Annotated in this window: 1 protein-coding gene; it reads left to right on the top strand. The window is 67.2% G+C overall.

What is annotated here, in order from left to right:
• Window positions 1-123 precede the first annotated feature (123 nt).
• A complete protein-coding gene (locus AB0H93_RS16510; RefSeq protein ID WP_358573072.1) occupies window positions 124-23,013 on the top strand; it encodes a hypothetical protein in 22,890 nt (7,629 codons plus the stop codon).
• Window positions 23,014-23,022: the final 9 nt, after the last annotated feature.

Raw genomic sequence — 23,022 nt, 5'->3', positions numbered from 1 at the left:
GGGTTGGGCCCGTACATGCATGAGCCGGGGGATATCGGAGTCCGGACGGCGTCCGAGGTTCCGCTGTTCGCACCGCTGCGCAAGCCATTCCGCAATGACCTCCGACATCGAAGGAACGCGGTCATGCCCACAGAACTCCCCGCCGGGTTGCAGGAAGCCCTCCGCGTGGTCGGCGGACAGGCTTGGCCCGAAGGCGACGAGGACGGGCTCAACCGGATCGCGGACGCCTGGAAGAAGATGGCTTCGGAAATCGAAGTCCTCGACGCCGCCATGCGGGCTTCGGCCGCCGATGTCTCGCGCGACATGCGCGGGGACTTCGCGAACGCCTACCGCAACTACGCCGAGACCAAGGTCGAGGACAGCCTCTTCAAGTTGAAGCAGTACGCGCAGGAGCAGTCTGACCTGGCGCGCAACACGGCAGCGGACATCCAGGCGGCGAAGATCTCGATCTGCGTCCAACTCGGCTTCGTCGCGCTGGCGATCGCGACGACGTTCATCCCGATCATCGGTGGGCTGATCTCGGGCGGCATCGTGGCGACGGTCCGGTTCGCGATCGGTCAGATCATCAAGGGCGTCGTCATGAACATCGCCAAGAACGGCGTCAAGAGCGCCGCCACGTATGCCGCCAAGAACATCGCAGCGAGTGTCGTCAAGAACGTCACCGTGTCGTCCGCCAAGGCCGCGGCCAAGAACGTCGCCAAGAACGTCGCTGTGAATGGCGTTATCGGTGAAGGTCTCGCCATGGCGATCGAGGGTGGGACCCAGCTGGGCCAGATCGCGAGTGGCCAGCGCACCGACTGGAACGAGGACCGGCTCAAGGGCGCGGCGATCAGCGGGGCCTTCGGTGGTGTCGGCGGCGGGGTGGCACAGTCGGCGGCGGACGGACTGGGCAAGGCCGCCGCGCAGGGAGCGCTCGGCGAGGCGGTGAAGGAGGGCATGAAGTCCGCCACAGGTCAGGTGACCGGCGCGACGATCAACGCGGGCCTGCAGGGCGTCGGCGGCTACGCAGGCGAGAAGGCCGCCGATGCGGTGCAGGGGCACGATGCGGCCAACAGCTATTCGTTCACCTCCGCGATGGCCGGCGGTTTCGCCAAGCTCGGCGGTGGGGCGCACATCAGCGAGCAGAAGGCCAACGACCTGGCCAAGGCCGGGGAGGCGGCGGGCAAGGCGGCCGACGCGACGGCGGTCGGCTCGGTGAAGACCGAATCCCTCGGCCCGGTCTCGAACACCGAGACGAACTCGCTGAAGACCGAGTCGTCAGGTCTGGCGAACGCCACCGGCGGCTCGCCGACAACCGGCAAGGGCGAGGAACTGCCCGCCTACTCCGGGTCGACGTTGCCGGGTTATGGCGAGCAGGGAGCCGGGAACCACACGGGATTGGAGGCGCAGCAGCAGACCTCCGGTACCACGGAGACGACCGGCCAGCAGCCGGCCACTGAGTCGGGCATGACGATGGACAAGTCGTCGTCGATGTCGACCAGCAACGATGGCACGTCGCACTCGGGAGCGGACGGGGCTACGAAGACCGAAGGTCTCAAGACCGTGGCCTCGGACCTGGACCAGCACGCTGCATCCGAGATCACGAAAGCTGCGCAGGGGCTGTCTGATGCGCAGCACCAGGATGTTGACGCGCACCAGGACGCAGACCTCAGCCAGGGCGCTGGCTCGGAGCACGCGGGTCAGGTTCAGACTGGCTCGCAGCATGTGGGAACTGCGCAGGAGCACGGCGCGGCTGGCGATCAGAGCGTTGGTTCGGAGGGCGTGGGGCAGCAGACCGGCTTGCAGAACCAGGTAACCGCAACACAGCACGGTGGCAGCCAGCACAACGCATCGAACGGGCTACACCAGGAGATCTCCGGCGATCAGGGCACCGCCACGCAGCAGATGCAGGCTCACCAGGAGGCCGGAGCCCAGCACGGTTCATCGCAGCAGCAGACCATTAACCCGGGCGAGGAGCACCTCAGCAAGCAGGACACCTCGCATACCGCCGAACGCGAGGTGAAAACCCCCGCAGCCCACACCGATTCGACTCCCGATCAGCACGGAACACCGGTCCACTCGACGGACACCACCACTGCGAAGCAGGAAGCAGTCGGCGACACCGCGACGAAGTCGACGACCCAAACGATGTCGGACCCCTCCGGGACGAGCACACGCCCCGATTCACAGACGGAAACGGTGTCGCCGCAACACGTCACGCAGCCACTGGGCGCGACCAGCGAAGGCACGCAAAACCTGGGCACGAACCCGACGGCAGCCAAGCACGAGACCGTCACCCCGCCCCCGGACTCCACCCCGAAGGGGTCGACGCCGGCGGAGCGTTCCTCGGAGCAGGAGAACGCAACCCAGCAGACGACGCCGCCGATGATGCTGTCGCCACACGTTCAGTCGACCCCGCACCACACATCCCCCGACCAGCCGCAATCGACCGCGCAGCGAGGCCCGACTCCGTCCACCTCGCCAACTCCTGCAGCGCAGCGCCCCGCCACGACTTCCTCCGGCGTCTCGCACGCTGCGAGCCAAGGCAATTCCCACACCCCCGCCACCGAATCGCGCCCCACCGCGCCGACCACGCAAGAAAAGAAAGCCGCAGCCACCGCAGCTGCCACGACCGGCGACGCCCGCCCGCTGTCGGAGAAAGCCATGGGCAAACAACGGATGCGGGCGCCCCAGTCGTCGAGCGACAACGTCGTAGCTGGAACGCCGAAACCGGGATCCACGGGCACCGACGCGTCGTCGCACTCCGGTGTCTCGGGCCAGGCGAAGCAGAAAGCGCACGAGCTCGCGCGGAAGAAGAACCTGTACTACGGAGGGTTGGATCGGCAGAAGATCGCAGAGCACGAGCGGAACCTCGACGAGCTGGCAGCTCTGTACGAACACGGCGATGGGAAAGCCGCGGAGGAGTTCGTGCAAGAGCTGCGCGGCCCGAAGGACAACCCGAAGCCGCTGTACGCGGACTGGGCGACGAAGCCGCACGGGGTCGGCGGGGCGCCGGGCCAGCGAGAGCTGCAACCCCACGGGTCGCGGTGGTCGGAAGAGGCTGGTCCGTCGAGTTCGCACGACACGACGGCGGCAGGCCAGCCTGCACTCACCGCCGGGAGGCCCTCGCACAACTGGCGGATCCCTCGAAAGGGTACTCCCGAACGCAACGACCTGGCTCGTTTGTTCGCGTTGACGCGTGAGCTCGGGCTGAACGTCCGGGATGCCGCCGCGAAGTACAAGATCTCAACGCAAAGGATCTTCGAGGACAGTCTCGACGGCGGCTATCGACCAGAAGCGGGACGTCGGGGAGCCAATGACGGCGGCGGAAAAGCCGTTGTGTTCGCTGAGGATGTCCCCAAGGCGGATAGGTTCGAACTGCGGTCGCGGGACATCTTCAGTGAGCTCGGCCGCGAGCTGAACGGAACGAATCCTCCCGAGCTTCGGGCATGGCGGGAATACGCGGCTGCCCGGGCCGATCACGATGTGTTGAAAACGATTGATGGCAGGGCTGCTGCGCTCAAGCTGTCGACGGAGCAGGAGACGCTCAAACCACAGCTGCAAGACGCCCAGACCAAGTTGGACGGGGCCGCCGCTGCGCTTCGCGGCATCGGGCTCGATCCGGAGCGGCTCTACCAGGGGTATCTGGACAAGCTTGCCGCGGATGCGGGGCATCCGGCTGCGGGGAAACGGCCCATGACGGACGATGCCGGCCAACCGCCGGGTTCGGGAGCGCGCAAGAAGCGGCACGAGCCGTGGAATCCGACTCACGATGTCGTGGGCAAAATCTCCCTCGATTACGTGGTGAACGAGAAGAGTGTGAGTCAGATTGCTCTGGAGCACGGCAGAAGTCACGAAGCTGTCCGAAAAGTCCTCGAAGACCATGGCTTGTCGTCTCGTTCCGTAGAGGAGCAGACGAATCTCCGTTTCGCGCGGATGCGTGCGGTTCGCGAGGAGTTTGACCAGGCCAAGCGGCAGCCCGGGTTCGATCGGGACGGCGTGATCAGCGATCTGGCCGAGAAGTACGACTATCGCCCGGACGAGATCGAGAACATGCTGGACAAGAGTCGCAGCAAAGTTGTTGACGCGGCGCAGCGCGAGCAGATCCGAACGGATTACGAGGTCCACGGGAAGAGCCTGAACCAGCTCGTCGGCGAGCACCGCCTGGAATACTCGGTGATCAAGCAGGCGCTTCTCGATGCGGACGTGACGATTCGTTCCCCCAGGGAGCAGGAAAAGATCAGTCGCGCGCGGATTGGTGCGATTCGCAAGGAGTTTGACCAGGCCAAGCGGCAGCCCGGGTTCGACCAGGACAGCGTGATCAGCGGCCTGGCCGAGAAGTACGGCTATCCGCCGGACGAGATCGAGAACAAGCTGGTCAAGCGGGGGATCCGGTGGAAACGCGGTGAACCGCTGGAGGCGGGGCCCCGGCAGGACCACGCTGGTCGGTCGGAAGTGCTGGATGTTGGAGAGTCTTCCGGCGGGCCGAATGCCGTCGCACTCGATGCGGCGGCATTCGAGTCCGGTCCACCGCGGTCTGGTGGGGTGGATTCGGACCAGCTCACTCAGATCGTCTTCGGTTATTTGCACGATGGCAAGGCTGCGGGGCAGCTCGCCCAAGAGCTCGGACTCGACGTCGCCGCGGTCGAGCAGGTTCTTGCGGATGCGGGAATTCTTGATCGGCCCGGCGCGGCGAATTCCGGCGAGGTGGATCCGAACCTGCTTTTCCAGATCGCCGTCGGCCATCTGGAGGAAGGCAAGTCGCCGGAGCAGCTCGCCGCAGAGCTCGACCTGGATATCGAAGCCGTAAAGCAGGTTCTTCAGTCCGAATCCGATGGTGGTTTGGGGTCGTCGCATTTGGAGCGCGAGGAGATCCCCGCGAGCACATCAGCTGTCGACGCGACCGGCAACGGAAAGCTGCCCCCGAAGGGGAGTGCGGAGCGCGCGGACCTCGGTGTTCGGGTCCGGGCCGGGCGTGAGGCCGGTGCGGAGATCAAGGATCTGGCCGCGAAGTACAAGGTCAGTGAGAGCAGCGTCTACCAGCTTCTCAGAGAGCATGAGGCTTTGGATGCTCGGCGGGCGTCCGAGCGTCTTGTCACGTGGTCACAGCAGCGGCATTCCGGTGGTTCGTCGGGTCGGCCGGTGGAGATCGGTGGTTTCGGTGGGCACTGGCGGAACGCGCTGGGTGAGGTGCTTGGTCGTGGGCTGACTGATGAGCAGTTTGCGGCGGTGCAGGATTATGTGCGTGCTCGGGAGGCGCGCGATGTGCTTGCTGTGAATCCTGACCGGTTCGCGGTGGGTGGATCGCAGGATGCGCCGGGTGTGCTTGAGCGTACGGAGGAGGCCGATGCCCGGCTGGCGCATGCTCAGCAGCAGTTGGATTCTGCCGCGGGTGGGCTCGGGGGGTTGCTGCCTGGTCTGAATCAGGATGCGCTTTACGGCCGTTACCAGCATGAGCGTGCCAAGTACTACGCCAGTCACGGGCGTGCTCCGGGTGGGAGTTCCTGGCCCGTGGGATCTCAGGGTGCTGGGAATCTGGCGGAAACCCCGGTTTCTGGAGGCGAAGCCGGGACGTCGAACCTTGCAACGCGGTCCACTTCGGACATCGCTCACCAGGCCGACCACATCAGCATCGAGATGGGTTCGGGCGACATCGAGCTGCAGGAGCTCCACCACGACACACCGCCCCCGGCCAGTCCCGCGACGCAGCACAAGCAGGATCTGGTGGCCACCAACCTGGTCAAGGCAACCGATGTCGATGGGACGAAGTTGCGCGCCGATCTGGCCGGCGCCATGACCGAGCTCGGCATCGATGAGTCGGTCCAGAACGCGTTCCAGGCGGCTTTCTCGGACGTGCAGCTGAAGGACGACTTCACCACGCTGTCCGAGGAAGGCGTGACCAAGTGGATCGGGCACGGCGCGGGCTCCGTCGAGGTTACCGTGCGCACCCGCCTGGTCGGCGGTGAGTCGCCCGTGGCCGGGCCGGTGATCGACGAGCCGAAGCACGAGGTGGAGAACGCCTCCGGTGACTACGGCAAGACCTCCGACGAGAACGCCTCCACGGTGCGGCGGGAGAAGGGTGCCGACCTCACCGGCATGTTCGGGCTCGGCACCACGATCCCGATGGGCGCGGTGGAGGCGAATGCAAGTGTCAAGGCGTCCGCGGTGCCGGGGTGGAAGTTCGGCACCGAATCGGCGCTCCAGCACTCCTCGAAGGTCGAACTGCCCGGCGGTACCCGTTCGACCCGGCACGACCTGTGGCACGAGATCACCGTCACCCGCCACGACGGCGCTTCCGCCACGCGGAACGGCACGCAGGAATCCGGGATCGAAGTGACGATTCCCGAATCGCTGCGGCCGGAAACGGACACCACTCCGGTCATCGACACGCAGGTACCCCACCCGCAGCAAATGCACTCCGCGCACCTGCGCGGCGACAACGGCCTCTTCGACGAGATCACCAAGACGCTGCCCGCCAACCATCCGCTGCGACGTGAACTCGATGCCGTCGGCTCGACGGCTCGCGGGCAGCTCCGCGAGATGGTGAGCGGCTCCGGCCTGTCGTTGCGGGCGGGCGACCTGCTCGGCGGCCGCGAGATCACCAAGACGCTGGAGTACCAGCACCACGGTCGAACGCGCACCGCGACCGTCCACATCGGATCCTCGGTGCACTCGCCTACGCTCATCCACGAGCAGGATGCGACCGTCACCGGCACCGGCGGTGCGAAGACCGAGCACGCCGCATCGGAGCTGACCAAGCAGAGCACCGACGTCCGGTTCGGCGGCGGCGGCCTGATCGCAATACCTCGCGGGGAAGACGCGAGCTTCGCGGCCGGTGCCCGCGGCGACGTGAACGTCCAGGCCAAGATCGGCGGCGCCGGCAGCGACGAGCACACCATGAAGAACACCACGGGCTCCACTCTTGAGTCCGAGCACACCAGCACCGGACCGTTGCGGTCTTACCGGACGACGCTGGAATACGCAGTCCGCATCACCTTCGACGACGGCAACAGCCTCGACGTCGGTTCGCACCACGTCGAAGCGGGCGCGACCGTGTGGATGAGCCCCGAGGCCGCTGTCAGCAACGGCTGGGTTTCCGCGTCGCAGCAACTCGAAGCATCAGGCAGCACACCCGTGCACTCCGACACGGCCACCCCGCTGAGCGGCATTTCCCCGTTGAGCGTGCTCGGCGGCAAGGTCGAGTTCGGCGGCGTGGACCGGGTCGCCACCGAACTCCACCAGATCCTCGACGGTGACGTGCTGCCGCCGCACCACGGGGCGGGCCACCAGGCCCCGCACGTCAGCAAGAACGTCGATCGGATCAACGCGCTGATCACTCCGGATGCGTTCGCCGCACACGCTGCCGAGCTCGTCGGCGACGGGTGGTCCTTCCTGATGCCGCGCGATACCCACGTCGGCACCTCCACCGGCACCGAACACGTGTGGGTCAAGATCCGCGCCACTCCCGGGCGCTACGAGGCGACACCGGTGATGGTGCCGGGGGACGGTGAGCTGAAGGGCACGCTGACGGCATCCTCGCACGACGAGCACACCACCAAGATCAAGGGCAACTGGATCGGCACCGGTGGTTTCGGCGGCGTGATCCCCGTCGACCCGAACTTCCCGCTGCGCACCGCGCAGGTCTCCGGCAGCTACACCAGGAAGATCGGCGACTTCGAGCGGACCGTGACGGTGACCGCCGGGCACGAAAGCGCCTCCTCGTGGAAGACCGGCACGCACTACCGGAACACCCAGCGGATCCACTACACCATCGAGGTGTTCGGGCCGAACGGGAGCATCGGCGAGCGCTCCTTCTCCGCCGACGCCACCGCCGAAGTCCCCGTCGGATCGCACCCGCTGGGTGGGCAGGCCGGAGAGACCCCGCCCGGGTCCACAGCGGAGTTCCGCGACCATCGCAGCTCCGCCCCGACCCGGCCCGGCGGCTGGAAGCAAGCCAAGCTGCCCGATGACTACGCCGTGCACAGCCTCAACCTGCCGCACGGCATGGGCGAGAAGCTCATGCTGGAGATCAAGGCGTACGACGGCCTCGGTGACGAGGCGGCGGCCAGCAACCCGCTCGGGTACCTGGGCAAGGACGGCGTGATCGCGGCCAACCGGGTGCACAACTTCGCCGGTCCGACCGAGATCGGGGCGAACCTCGACCGCGCTGTCACCGGTACTTACCACGCGCAGGTCGAGCGATACCGCCAGGGCGAGCTGTTCACCGGGTACTCCGACAGCCTCGGCGAAGCCGCGATGCACCTGTCCCTGAGCAACCCCAAGGTGATCGACCACGCCGAATCCCTCGGCCTCGAACTCACCACGAAGAGCAAGGACTCCACCGGGCGCGGCGAGATCACCAAGGCATCGTCGGACACGTCGCTCGACGGCCGGACCAACGCGCGCCTCAACCAGCAGGGCACGATGGTGCCGCAGGGCACGCACACCACGACCGGCGAGTCCGGGTCGGGAACCACGCGCACCCATGAGCACGAGAACACCCAGAAGCGCGCCTACAAGGGGCCGGGTTACCTCGTCTCCTTCGACGCCAGCCTAGTCCTCAGCGGTCGGAACACCGAACACTTCGTCGGCCCCATCGGAGACAGCTACGGCAAGTCGCAGTGGACGCACTCCCAGGTGGACACGCACGACGCCGTCCTGCTGTGGATTCCGGCCGACCAGATCCACCAGATCGCCGGGCTCGATGACATCGAGTGGCACGTCGACCACCCCCAGGACGACGCGACCATGCACTACGAGGGCGGGCAGTTCGATGGGCCGAAGCTGGGCGATGGCTGGGTGAACGTGCGTCCCGAGGTCACCCGCAACCTCGTGTCGAACCTGGAAGACGCGCTCGGCTCGCTCACCCGTGATCAGCTCCCCGAAAGCGCCCGGGTGAGCTTCGTCGGACACCTCTACCACTCGCTCACCCACGCGGCCTCGTCGGCCTACTCCTGGCTGATGGACCCGAGCGCGGGCCGGCTCGACGCGATGGTGCACTCGCGGCTGTTCCCCGCGCTCTCACCTTCCGGGCTGGGCGCCCTGTACTCCGACATAGTCGGCGGAGGGATCCGGACCGTCTACCACTACGACGGGCCGCTCGGCCGCACCGACATCACGATCACGGTCAAGGGCACCGAGAAACCCGGCCGGTTCGAAGCGGTCTCGGACAAGTGGACGCTGAGCGAGGAGTCCAAGACCACCAGCAAGCTCACCGAGCAGCACATGACCGCCACGACGCACACCGTGCAGGGGCAAGCCGTCTTCAGCATCTTCCCGGAAGGTCAGATCCAGCACAATCCAGGAACGGCCGGGGCCGGTGAAGGCAGCTACAAATCGCAGAGCACCGTCGAAGACACGAAGAGCATCGAGGCCACCTACAAGAGCGAGCACACCGGGCGCACGCTGGCGTTCGTGCACGACCTGGACCTGACGATCACGATCGAGAAGACGTCGGGTTGGGGGCGGCTGCCGCAGGGCCTGTCGTTCGGCGTGCTGGACCGGTTCTTCCCGGCCACCACCTCCGAACCGATCAACGTGCACGCCAGCGTCAAGGACGCGGTTCGCCGCCACGTCCCGGAGGTAGACGCCCACCTCCTCGAACAGCTCCAGAACGCCGCCAACGAGTCCGAAGTGGACTGGTCTGCCCCGAAGCACGAACTTCCGACGGGCAGTCGCGGAACCGTGCAGGCCGACCGCGTTCGCGCGGAAATTGACGCGTTGCTCGATGGCGTGCTGCACGCGGCAACGGAGGGCAGGCCCGCGCCACCACTGCCGGCCGGGGCGACGGGAACGCGGCATCTGATCTCGGCGATGACCACCCAGAGCGCCCTGTCGTCGCAGCTCAAGTCGGCGATGAGCGAACACGGCTACCGGATCGGGGGCCTCGACGAGGACCGGTACTTCGAGGCCGGCGCGCTCAACCACGGGCCGATCAAGTCGTTGACCCTGCATGCGGAACTGCGCAATCAGCGCGTTACTGCCGTCTCCATGAAGGGCACCTCGTTCGAGGGCAAGCAGACCGGCAGCGAGACACTGAAGGTCACGCACGAGAAGACGCTCGCGGGCGGCACGTCCGCCCGCGCCGGGCTTGGTGGGCTGCTGTGGAATTCCAACCCGAGCGGTCCCGGACCCGGCCAGATCGGGCGCCTGGCCGGCGAGATCTCGATCAAGGGCCCAGCGGCGGAGAAGGTGGTCACCGACACCAGCGAGGTCGGTGGCAAGACCTTCGAGCAGGAGCACTCCTCGTCCGGCAAGATCTACCTGGTCCGCAGCGACGTGACCTGGCTGCTCACCCCCGAGTACCGCGGTACCAACGTGCCCGGGCACTGGAACGAGCCGCGGGTGGTGCGCGAACCCGGTGGATCGGTGTTCTGGACCGACGAAGCGGGCCTGCGCTCACTGGGCCTCGAACCGCCGGAAGACCATGCCCCGGCGCACGAGCAAACGACACCCGAAGAGCACATCGACATCGAGCAGGAGCCGGTGGTGCTGGACGATGAGCACACCGTCCAGCACCAGCAGACCGTCGCGGAATCCTCCGGCGCAGCGGCGAAGTCGGAGTCGTTGAGCGACTTCCTCGCGCCGAAGCAGGAGGACGGCGGATCGAGCAGTGAGCACGGCCCGCACCAGAAGCTGTCGGAGAAGCAGCGGGGGAAGCTGCCGTGGAACCAGGTGCACGGGGCCGGCGGGCACGGGCTCGGCGATGACACGGCCAGCGGATCCGCGGGGCACGGAAGCGAGCTGTCGCAGCAATCGAACCACGAAGAAGTCAAGCCGGACCTTCGCGGCAAGACTTCGCATGGCGCGCCGGGGCAGGATCAACTTGACGCATTGGGCGAGGCAAAGCCGCAGAATTCCAATGGACAGTCCGCTGTGGACACCGGCTCGGTCGTGGAAAGTTTGGAGGTGCCTGGTGAGGAGTCGGATCCGGCCGGGTGGTTGCTGGCGGAGCTGAACGCGGCGACGCTGTCGGACTCGTCGCCGGTTGGTGTGCTACCGGAACCGGACCTGTTCGGACTGCACAAGCCTGCCGAGCCGCCGGAGTTCCTGCGCGGTCACGATTATTCGGATATCACTGCTGGTCAGGGCCTGGACTTGTTGCAGCGGCTGGATCTGAAGCGGCCGGCGCCGGACTGGTCAGATCTCGCGCCGCACAACCTGCAGGATCTCGACGATTTCGTGCTGACCAGGGAGTTGTCCGAGCGGGAGCGGGGCTGGTCGGAGAACCAGCCGCCGCTGCCCGCCAAGCTGGAACTGGTGCGTGGTCGTGCCTCGATCTGGTTGGGTGGCTCGCTGGATGGCAGCAGCGCGGGGAAGCGCGAGATGCGCGCGAACATCGCTGACTCGCATGAGCAGGTGCGGGGTTGGGCGCCGATGGTGGTGTTCACCGATGTGCCGCGTGCGTTGTTCGAGCAGGCCGCGCAGTTCCCGGTCGGTGATGAGCCGGGCGTGCTGTCCGGTGTTCGCGAGATGCTGGGGTGGGCCGAGGACAACAACGTCACGCTGGTCAACGTCCACGAGGTCTTCCACAGCTCGTGGCCGATGCCGCACCAGGAGGCGTTTCTGGCCGAGCTGGCCAAGCAGACCAAACCCGGATATACGGCGGCCAGCGACCTTCTGCGGGTGGCGGTCGGGCAGCGTTTCGGCCTGCTGTACAGCGACGGTGAGTACCCGACGAGTTGGGGCCTGCTGGATGAGATGCAGCAGGTGCTGGACTCGCGTGAAGCGTATGGGGTGCACAAGCGTGGCGGGGCGGTCAACAACGACCTGCTCGTGCTGCCCAAGGGGCATCCGTTCGCCGACAAGTTCTTCGAGCGGATGCGCGACAATTACGGCAAGACGCAGGCTGAGATCCACAAGGCACCGGATTTCCTCCCCGCCGAGAGCTTCGTCACCAACTCGCAGCTGAGGCCGCAGCGCTATTCGGTCATCTCCCGCACTGGCCCGCTCAACATCGCGAACCTCGGCCATGAGCTCGGACATCACGGAGAGGAGCGAGGAGCCATCGCCGGAGCGGCGATGAACACCGGGGGCCAGTGGGTCTCCCGCCCGCACCCGACGCCGTCGATCTCGCTGCAAGATCGCGCGGCGACCTTCGAGTTGACCAAGAAGGTCGTGCAGACGCTGGTCCGGGAGTTGCACAACCGCGACGGTGATCTGCACCTGACCCTGGTGGCTGATGCTGTGCACCGGCACGAGGCACCGGATGTGATCTGGACCGCCGCGCTGGGTTACCTCGCGCAGCGGCCGGAACTGGCCGGGCTGGTGCGGACCGTCACTGACCGCGAACTGGTCAGCATCACCGTCGACCGGCACGAGGACCGCCGCGTCGAGCTGCCGGAACAGGCCCGGCGCTACCTGCGGCCGCAGCCGGGTGAGGAGATCCACCGGCTGGGCGAGTTCTCGCGGCCAGCCATGATGGAGCAGGCGCCGGCCGAACCGCACGATGCCGCGAACCAGGAGTCGCAGTTCCCGGCTCAGGCGAAACTGCGTGGCGGTTCGCGGGAGGCGTCGCAGTCGCCGGGCGGATCCGGCCATGACATGACCGGTGCTCCGGCCGAGTCGTCCGGCTCCCGAAGTCCCCAGCACACCGACATGGATGTCGATCTCGTCCCGGCGTACGCCGAGGTCGACGGCCTGTCCCGGTACGGGTTGGCGGGCGAGGATGCGGACACCTTCGGCTCGCTGTTCAACTCCGACGACTTCGCCAGCAGTGCGTACACGATCGGCAATTGGACGATTCGCGGTCAGTCGATCGACGACATCCACTTCTGGGGCGCGGTTTCCGGAGACGGCACGCGTATCGGGGTCGTGTCCGAACAGCCGGGCTTCCCCGTCTGGCAGTGGTACGAGCTCGGCAGGGGCCTGGTGGCGACCACGCTGTTCATGGGTGGCCCGACCGAAGCGGAACTGGCGAAACTGGAAAGCTCGTCGGCACCACCGGTTTCACCGGCCGCGGTGTCATCGTCGGACCCCACGCCGGAGGTGGTGGTCGATCCCGGTGAGCAGCACGACAATCCTGATTCGGACCCGGCCGTTGTCGTGGGCCCTGATCAGCACGGCTTGCAGCGTCCGCCATTCGGTGGGAAGGCGAACCACCTCCTGCATACGGATGACGTCCGCGGTGGTTTCGTGCAGACCGAGCCCGGTATCACCGCGTTCCGGTGGTTGGATGAGCATCCGGCCGTGGTGTTGGACTACGGACTTCTGCCTAAGGACGCGGTCTACCTCGATTCGATCAAAAGCCACGTCACCACAACCGGCCGATCGCAGTTCGTATCGACCACGATTGATCCTGATTACCGCCACAAAAGCCGCCGCTATCGCTATGAGATCCGCGCGTCGAAGCCCGGGATCGACGTCCGGAAGACCTTCGACGTGCGCGACATCGACTGGTTCGCCGCGGAACGGGAGAAGGAGGTGGCCTTCCTCGGAAAGATTCCCAAGGAGGACATCGTCGAAGTCATCGAGATGGTCCGCGACGACAGTGGGCGGTGGACGAAGAACGTCATCTGGACGGCGAAGGACGAGGCCGCGAGCATCGGTCCGGCGAACCACAAGCCTGCGCTCGGGAACCTCCGAGTGGGCTCGACCGAGGAAGCGATGACCATCGCCAAACAGGTGGCCGAGATGGAGGCCCGGGCGTACAAGGCCGAGCGGCGGGCCACGCAATCGGTGTACATGGTGGACGAGTCGCTGCCGCCGAAGTACCACGAGAGCCTCGCCGACGCCATCCTGCGCGGTGATGGCGAAAAAGTCGATCAACTCCGAAAGGAGCTGCACGACGCGCTGTACGGAAAGCGCACCATCGCCGCGGAGTCGTCGCAAGGCGCAGGCAAACGGGCACGCCTTCCCGGCGCAGGACAGGAGGCGCCGAGCTGGGGGTACCAGCCCACGGCAAATGCGCCCGCGACTCCGGCCGCGGCGTGGGAGGCGTATTACATCGCGCTGGTCCAGGAGAACATCGCGGCGCACGACCCGGCGTTGAGCGGTGTGGGCGGTTCGAACACCGTGCCTGATGCGATGCAGCGTGCCCAGGACGCGCTCCGGCAGGCCCGGGGTGATCTTGCGGCTGCGGAGCGAGGGCTGCGGGCCTGGGGACTGGATCCGACAGTGCAGACCGAGCCTGTGCTTGGCACCGATCACATGATGGCCACCACTTCTCAGGATGAAGTGATGGTCGAGCCCGGTGGCGCAGTGCCTTCAGATGCTCATGGCCTGCATTCGTTGTTGCAGGATGATCTGTCGGAGCTGCTGGACGTTGAGATGGACGAGGCGGCCGCGCTGCCGGTGGACGCTGGTGGAATTTCGCCGGGGTCGTTGTTCGGCCAGGTCTCCTGGCAGGACCCGCTGCCGTTGCCGGATGGGCAGATGGTGGTGCGCTTCAGCGCTGACGGGTCGCTGACCCAGCTGCTGCACCGTGATGGCACGTACGAGGTGGTGGACTCGGAATCCGGCGTGGCGTTGGACAGGGGGGTGCACGATGGGGCGCTGACCGGTCAGCTGTTGGGGCAGGTCGAGAGCTCGTTGCCGAATGCTCCGGACGTCGTTTGGCAGCAAGATGTGGTGCCATTGCCGGATGGGCGCGTAGCCCGGTACAGCGAGGACGGGTCGCTCGCGGAGTTGGTGAACCGCGACGGATCCTTCGAGCTGATGGATCCGGACACCGGGTTTGTGCTGGTAGCGGGGCAGCATGATGAGGGTCTGACCGGGTGGCTGTTCGCGCAGGCGGAGCCCCTGTTGGCCGAGACGGAGCAGGTCGGTGCACCTCCTGTCCACAGCGGGACGGTTGCAGCACCGGGGCCGGTAGCTGGTGGTCTGGTCGGCAGGGTGGGCACGGCGACCTGGCAGGAGTTCAAGAATGCAACACCCCAAGAGCGGCGAGCAGTGTTGGGCGATCCGCAGAGCCGAGCTGTTCTTGGGCGCAGGTTGAAGCTGGCGCATGACAGCGATCCGAGGATGACGCCGTACCGCCTGTCCAAGGAGACGGGCTTTAAAGAAACTTCGGCGAGAACTCTGATAGAAGAGGCCGGGGTCGGCGTTGAGGCTCCTCAGTTGGAAGGCCGGGTGGGGACGGCTTCCTGGGGTGAGTTCGCGGCCGTTGGGCCTGAGGAGCGGCAGCGCGTGCTGGATCGCCCGGATGATCGAGCGGTTCTTGGGCGCAGGTTCAAGCAGGCGCAGGACGACGACCCGGCGGTGACGCCGTACCGTCTGGCCAGGCTGACCCGTTTCGATGAGGAGACGGTGGAGGCGCTGACCCAGGAGGCGCTGAACGCTGTTCCAGCACAGAGTTTGGAAGGCCGGGTGGGCACGGCTTCCTGGGACGAGTTCAAGGCCGTGTTCGGAGTATTTCCCGAGGAACGGCGGCGTATTCTGGCTAGTGAGGACGAACGGGCGATCCTCGGCCGCAGGCTCATGGACGCCATTGACCGAGACCCGTCGATGACCTCGTTGCGATTGTCCAAGTTGATCGGTATCGCTCGGCCGCAGATCGACCGGATTGTCGCTGAGGCAAGGTACGCGAGCACACGGTCCATTTCGATGGGCACGAGTGCGCCAGCGCGCGTGCCGCACGCCCAGCCGCCGCGACGGGATGTGGAAGCGTCTGGCGAACACGGTGATTCAGCATCGGGTGGAGGCTCCGGCGATCACGCCGATGCGATGTCGGATGTTGTTCAGCAGGTGTCGATCGAAGAGATGGATTCCGTGCAGCATCCGCACGAGATCGGCGCGTTGCGGCAGGGCGAGTCTGCGGTGAGTTCGGATGTTGGTGATCAGGCCGGTGGTGGTAGTGCCGTTGTTCCCGGGTCGCTCGGTGATTGGGTGGGGCGTGCGAGTTGGGCTGAGTTGGCCGATGAGTTGAGGGGGTCGGGGGCCAAGCGGCGTGCTGTGTTGCGTGATCGGGTGGCTCGTGGGGTTCTGGCTGGTCGGCTGAAGGGTGCCTACGAGTCCGAGCACACGATGACCGCGCTGGGGCTTACTCGTCAGACCGGAATCAAGGATGACACCGTCCGGAAATTGCTTCACGAGGCCGGCACGCAGATGCGTCCGCCAGCGCGGCGCAGTCGGTTCGTGCCCGGGGGCGGCGGAATCCGGTTGGACGCGGCGCCGCCACGAGAAATCGTGAACTCGGCCCAGCAGGACCCCTATGCCGACGTGCCCGTCGCGAGTGGGAACAACCTTCCGGCGCAGGCCTCGCGTCTGGAGATCGGTGGGTTCGACGCCCAGTGGCGGGAGACCCTCCAAGAGGCGCTCGGCCGTGAGTTGACACCCGAGGAATACCGGGCGTGGCAGGAATACGCGGGAACTCGCGCGGAGCGCGATTGGTGTGAGGCGAAGCTGGATCGGTCCGCTGCGGGTGGGTCGCGGAGCGCACCGGAGGTGCTTCGGCGCGTTGAGGAGACTGAGGAGCAGCTGGCGGATGCGCAGGCGCGGTTGGGCAACGCCGAGGCCAGGCTCAGGGAGTCCGGGGCCGATCCGAACGCGTTGTACGACCGGTACCAGCGCGATCGTGCCGAGTACTTCGCCAGGCGGGGCCGTGCTCCGGGCGGCAGCTCGGCGTGGGTGGGGCACTCGCCGAAGGGCTGGGTGAGCCAGGCGTGGACGGGATCCACGTTGATCTCGTCCGGTCCGGCTCCGCACGCGGATGCTCCGCCGGGCGAGACTGATCCGCACATCAAGGCGGGCAGCGATGCCGGTGCACCGTTTGGTGGTGGCGTGCACGAGGCAGCCCTGAACTCGCTCGTCGATCTCGGTTTGGATGCGCAGCGGGTTGCTGAGGTTCGCGCGGAGTTCGAGGAACTGGCCGCCACCGGTCAGCTGGAGGACCATTCGCCGGCCATCGCCGGCAATCCGGGCGTTCGGGAGGCGCTGCAGGTCATCCACGCCAACCTGGACCGGATCCCGGAGCCGAGTCGTGGCCGGCTCCGGGCCTGGGTGGCGGATGCGGTGCTGGCCACGGCGCTGGTGCCGGTCCGGGAATCAGCCCCCGGCTCGTTGGCCGGGGTCGATCACGCGGCGGTGCACCAGCGGTCGGCGGTGCGGGTGCTGACGCCGAACCGCCTGACGGCGGTGCTGGTAGAGATCGCCAAGAATCTCAAGAGCTGGTCCGACCCGTTCGACGCGGCGTGGTCCACGCTGGAGCACTCCGGTTACCGGCCGGACGACGGGCTGCCGCAGCGGCTGGCCCAGCTGTCCCTGGTCAACCTGACTCCGCAGGCGCGGCTGCGGCTGCGCGGCGATGTGCTGTTCCAGCGTCTGCTGAGCTCCGAGGACGCCTTGGTCGAGTCGATGTTCGCTTCCGGCGGGCACGACGAACAGCGCTTCTTGGCCACCTGCCTCGCTTCGGTGGCCAACATGGAGGTGTTGGGCAAGGTGCCGACGACGGCGGGACTGCTGTTGGTCGGTCGGAACCTCGCCGACGAGGTGCGGGCGTTGATCGACAACCCGCCGGCCCAGTGGGCGCAAGTGCTCGACGAACGCGACCAGATCTTCGGGCGGACCATCCGCGAGCTGGTGTCCGACCGCCTCGACGAGGCGGCGGAGGTGTTCGACGACATCGAGCGCCGCGCCTCGGAGCTGATCGACAGCGACACCCGGAACCCCGATGCGTGGGCCGAGCTCAGCCAGCAGTGGGGACGCACCATGCAGAAGCTGTCGGTCGTCGTCGATCCGTCGCAGGGGCCGGATTCCACCCCCGTGCTGACCACCAAGCTCATCAGTGGCCACTGGGGCTGGAGCGCGGGGATTTCGGCGCTGCTCATGGTGATCGACCGCCCTTTCCGGCGATTCGCGTCGGTGAACAGCATTGCTTTCGGCAAGGCGTTGCAGACCACCCTCGTCGACGAGGGGCTGCCGCGACGGGAAGTGGAGTTCGCGCGGTTGAGCGACGAGCTCGGCATAGCCGAATGCTGGCGCCGGGTGCACGACAACGGTGGCGCGACGCTGACGACGGCCACCCATGCGCTCTGCTTGGAGGCGATCCAACGCGACGGGCAGCAGGCCTTCCTGGTGCACGATCCGAAGAAGTCCCATCCCGACCACTACAGCCCGGTCGGAATGCTGGAGTGGGCTCGCCGGAACAAGTTCCGGATGGACCTCGTCGATCTGCCGGACCGGCCCTTCCAGGACGAGGTCCCGACGAAGGAGACGCAGCGATCACCGGAACCGTCGGCGTCCACATCGGATAGCTGGTCCGCTGCCGACGAATCGGTGGAATCGGCCACTTCGTCGTGGGAATCTTCGCAACACGCAACGGAGTCGTCAGAGCCGTCCGAGCTTCCCGACGGCTGGTCGGAGCCGGAGGTGTCGGTTGCCGAGGAGCTTGCCGCGTTCGGCCTGGATGAACAGCGGTTCGCGCAGGCGCGTGCCGAGCTGGGCGAGTGGGTGGGTGACGGACGGGTCGAGGACTACACGGCGGAGATCCTGTCGCGGCCGGAGCTGGGGCGCGCGCTGCGGGAGATCCGCGCGAACCTGGATTTGGTGCCCGGCCTTGATGTTGCGCGATTGAAGTCGCTGGTCGCCGATGCCGTGTTGTCAGCGGCGCTGGTGCCGGTGCGGGATGCGGTGGTCTCGGGTTCGATGCACCACAACGCCAGCACCCGGCACGAGCGACTGGCCGCGCAGCCGCTTTCCCCGCATGGCCTGCAGGAGCTGTTGGACAACATCGCCGACCTCACCGGCCAGGGCAAGGACCCCTTCCGGGCGCGCGAATCGCTGCTGCGCCACTCCGGCTACGAGCCGGAACAGGGCCCGTCCCGCCGGCTGACGCAGCTGTCGCTGGTGAACCTGAACCCGCACCTCCGCCAGCAGCTGGTTCACGACGGCCTTTTCCAGCGGCTGCTGGACAACGAAGAGGCCCTCGGCAACGCTTTGTTCGGCACCGACGGCCACGACTGGCGCGACCTGATCGCCGCGCACGGCCTGCAGGCGGGCACGATGCCGACGATCGGCGGGCTGCTGCAGGTCGGACGCCACGTCGTGCGGCACCTGGACGACCAGTTGACCGCGTTGACCATGGAGGCCAGCCGTACCGGGGCGGGGCAGCGGTGGGGCGGGGATGCCGTCGACGAGTTCGTCCGGCAGCACCTCACCCGGGCGCAGGAGGCGTTCGACGAGATCGAGCAGATGGCGCAGGACTCCTTCGACAGCATCGAGAAGACGGCTTTGGCGTTCATCCAGGCCGAATCCGATGGCAGCCCGGTCCACCACGAGCAGTGGGCCGAGCTGACCAGGGCGTGGAGCACCACGATGCGCGCGATGCTGATGTGGGACGGGCCCGCCCTCGACGGCCTGCGCGCCGCGTTGTCGGACGTGATGAGCACCAACGGGATCCGCGAGCAGGTGCGGATCAACGGCGAGACCGAGCCGGGGCAGCTGTGGGAGCGCGTTCGCGGCAGTGGCGGCGCGGTGCGGGCCACGATCGGGGTGCATGCGCAGCTTGTCTTGGTCCAGGCGGTCCGCCAGGACGGTACGCGGCTGTTCTCGGTCGCTGATCCGGAGGTGGACCACGTCCAGATGCTCGACCTCGAAGGGTTCGTGCGTTGGGCGGACAACGCCGAGGCAGTCCTCACCCTGCCCGTCGACCATCCGCAGGCCGCGAGCATCTCCGAATCGTCGGACGGGGAAGCTTCGCTCGGCGGGGAGAGTTCGGATGCTTCGGACTACTGGGCCGATGACAGCGCCGGGTCGACATCGGAGCCGGACAGCGGGGAAAGTCTCGCCAACGCGGACGATTCCGCCCCGACGCACTCCAACGCCGGTGACGGCACGGAGGCGCCTTCGGTGAAGGCTGGGGGCGAGGACCAGCATCCGCGCTCGATGTCGGACCGCGGTGCCGCACCGGCTTCGTGGACCACTACCAAGTATCAGACGTTCGGATCCCCTTTGGGCACGGATGCGGCGGCGCAGAAGCTTGCTGCCGGGCCGTTCGCCTATCGGACCAACGAGCAGATCATCGATGGGGGAGACCAGGCCTTCCCCCGGTTCCTCGGGGCGCGGCCGGTGCTGGTCGATGAGCATCCGCCGGTGCGGATCTCCGGCGACGGCACGCTGGCCATCGCCGCGCACGGTCACGGGGCCAAGGAGGTCTTCGCGACGCTGGATGTGGTGCGGAGGGCGCAGGCCGACCTCGACCGCGTCGGCGGGGCCGTGAAGTTGCAGGTGGACGACAGCACCGGCATCGAGTTCAACGCAGGCGGGAAGCTGCAGCGGCTCTACCGGGTGGTGCCGGACTTCGGGGACGGCGGTGTCTCGGACATTTCGAAGGAATTCACCCGCGATGTGCTCGGTGCCTCGCCCACGCACGCCGTCCTCTACGACACGCGCCCGCCCGGCGCGGGCGGGACCGGCAAGCTTGCCACGGCGAAGATCAACACCACCAGCGACAAGGAGATATCCGGCACCCACCAGCTGGCCGACGCGCTGGTCTCGACCACGCCGGAACTGGCCAACACCGAATGGGCCGCCGGACAGGTGCGCCGGGGCTGGGACGAGCAGGAGTACGACTCCCCGACGCCGGGGGAGGGCTACGGCCGGGCATTCTCCCGCACCGGTGGGGGAGGCTCGGCGGCCGCGAAGCTGGGCATCAACGAGCACGCTCGTCCGCGGGTCGGCGAGGGCTATCTGATCCAGCCGATCTCACACGGCACCAACAATGACGGCAGCCGCCGGTTCTCGCTGGACTTCTCCTCCGGTTCCGACGAGGGGCGCCGGGTCGAGCGGATGCGGTTCTACCGCTTCGCGCCGGTCGTGCTGGAAAGCTCCGACGGCCAGCACCACATCGTGCTGGAGAACACCAGGCGGCGGGAGAAGGACAACAAGTTCCTGCGCACCGTGCTGGAGGAGAACCTCACCCACTACGCAACGCGGGTGCACGAACTCGAACAGGTCCTCGCCGAGGAGAAGGCGAAGGAGAAGACGAAGGCGAACGAGGGCACCGGATCTCGCGAGTTGTTCGCGACAAGCCTGCTGGAGATCATCGATCACCAGAAGAACCTGGACGAGCTCGGCGAGAGCCCCACTGCGGACCAGGAGCGGCAGCGGATCAAGGGCGAACTCGCCGCGGCCAAGGGCAACGCGGTGCGTGCGCTGATGGCGCTCAGCGGCGAGGAGCTCGGCACCAGCGGGGATCAGTGGTGGTTCGAGATGTTCGGGCGCGCGCCCGGCGAGTCGCTGTTCGAAAGCGAATCGCACCTCGGGGACAAGCCCAACGCCCTGGTGCTGACCGTCATCCCGGACCACGACGACAAGCGGGTGCAGGTCGAGTTCGGTGCCAGCAGCACGCAACTGGACGAGTTGGCGACCACGCAGACGAAGCGGTTCATCAGCAAGCTCGCGGGCAACGCGGCGTGGCTGGCCAAGCAAGGCATGCCACTGCCGCAAATCCACATCACGGTGGAATCGCTGCCCGACGAACTGGGCGCGCGCGAGCAGCGCAGCGCGGCCGTCGTCCAGGAGTTGCGCAAGCACGCCGCAGCGTTGGGCTTGGACGTGGGCACGATGCCGGTGGTGATCGACCACCGCGCCCGCGATGTGGCGGCCTTGCACGCACAACGCAGCGAGTTCGCCTTCGACGACCATGAGCCGATCCGCACCGTCGTGAAGGTGCACGCGCAGCTCGCGGAACCCGGCCCGGGCAAACCCGATCCGACACCGCAGGAACTCGCCGAGCTGGCGCGCACCACCGGTTTGCACCGGGCCCCGACCCCGCTGGGCAAGCACCTCGGCGTGTACACCGAGGTCACCGCCGAGGAGATCGGCCGGATGCGCGAGATCGTCCGCACCGCACGGCAGCTCGACCCGGACCGCGGTGACGATCCGGAGTGGCTGACCTCGGTCCGCCGCATCGCCGACCTCCAGCAGCGCAGCGGCGTGACAGACCTCGATGCACTGGTTCGGCAGGTCTTCGGCCTGGCCGAAGACACCGAGGTCCACCCGTGGGAACGGCGCCAACTGATCGACCTCGTCCCGCACGCCAAGCGGAGCGGCCACCCGGTGACGCTGTCGGACCTGATCAAGGCCCGCGAGGCGCAGCAGTGGCCGACCCCCACGCCACCACCCGAACCGGTCCCGAATGAGATCGCGCTGGGCGAATTCTCGCGGCCCGCCACGTTGGATCAGGCGCCGTCCGATAACTCCAAGCAGGACAACGAGTACGCGGATACGACCTTCGCGGCCCCGAAGCAGCACACCGACAGCGCCGCGACCGAAAACTCCACGGCGGGCACGGAGACGGCGAACTCTTCGGAGACGTCGCAACCCTCGCCGGACAGGCAGGCATGGGAGGAGAAGTTCGCCGAGCTGTCGAAGTGGTTGGCGAAGGGCAAGGCGAGCGCCGACACCCCGACGTCCCACGAGGTGTTGACGATCGCCAACGAGGTCGGCGTGCACAAGTTGAACATCGAGGCCAACGATGTCGCGGGTCGGCAGCGGTTCAACGACCACCTGACGATGATCGGGAAGGTGCTGGCGCAGGAGGGCCCGCAGGCGGCGAAGGAGTTCGCCGAGGGCTTGGTGGAGTTCACCGACGACTACGACCACAAGGCGCGCGCCCTCGGCGGCAGATCGGGGCCGCACGAGGGCGACAGCGTCCAAATGACCCCTGAGACGTCGGCCACGGGGCAGCAGACGCACCAGGGCACCTCGCAGCAGGGAAGCCGCTGGCGGGACGGCGGGTTCCACGACGTGCACGTGCCCGAGTCCGTGCGCGAACTGCTCACAGCGACCCTCACCGGGAACCGGGATCTGGTCGAGGAAGTCGTGAAACCGGCGGTGCTGCGAACCGGGGAGAACCCCGCGACGAGCTTCCGCCTGGACCCCGGTGACGGCGACCTGTCGGCCGCCATCCAGTCTGAAGTGGACCGGATGGCTGCGGTCGCGGATGCCATGGCTCGGGATTGCGAAGCCGGCCCGGGGCCGTCCGTGGTGGTCCGGGGCGGCGAGGAGGCTGTGCAACGGGTCGCGGCCGAACTCCGGAACCAGTTCTCGCAGCAGCTGTCCGGCCCGGTCCGCCCCGAAGCCGGAACCCGGTAAGAAGACCGT

The sequence above is a fragment of the Saccharopolyspora sp. NPDC050642 genome, from assembly GCF_040654735.1.
GTDB lineage: Bacteria > Actinomycetota > Actinomycetes > Mycobacteriales > Pseudonocardiaceae > Saccharopolyspora > Saccharopolyspora elongata.
The sequence above is the reverse complement of the archived record's forward strand: the minus strand, read 5'-3'. Positions and strand labels throughout refer to the sequence as shown.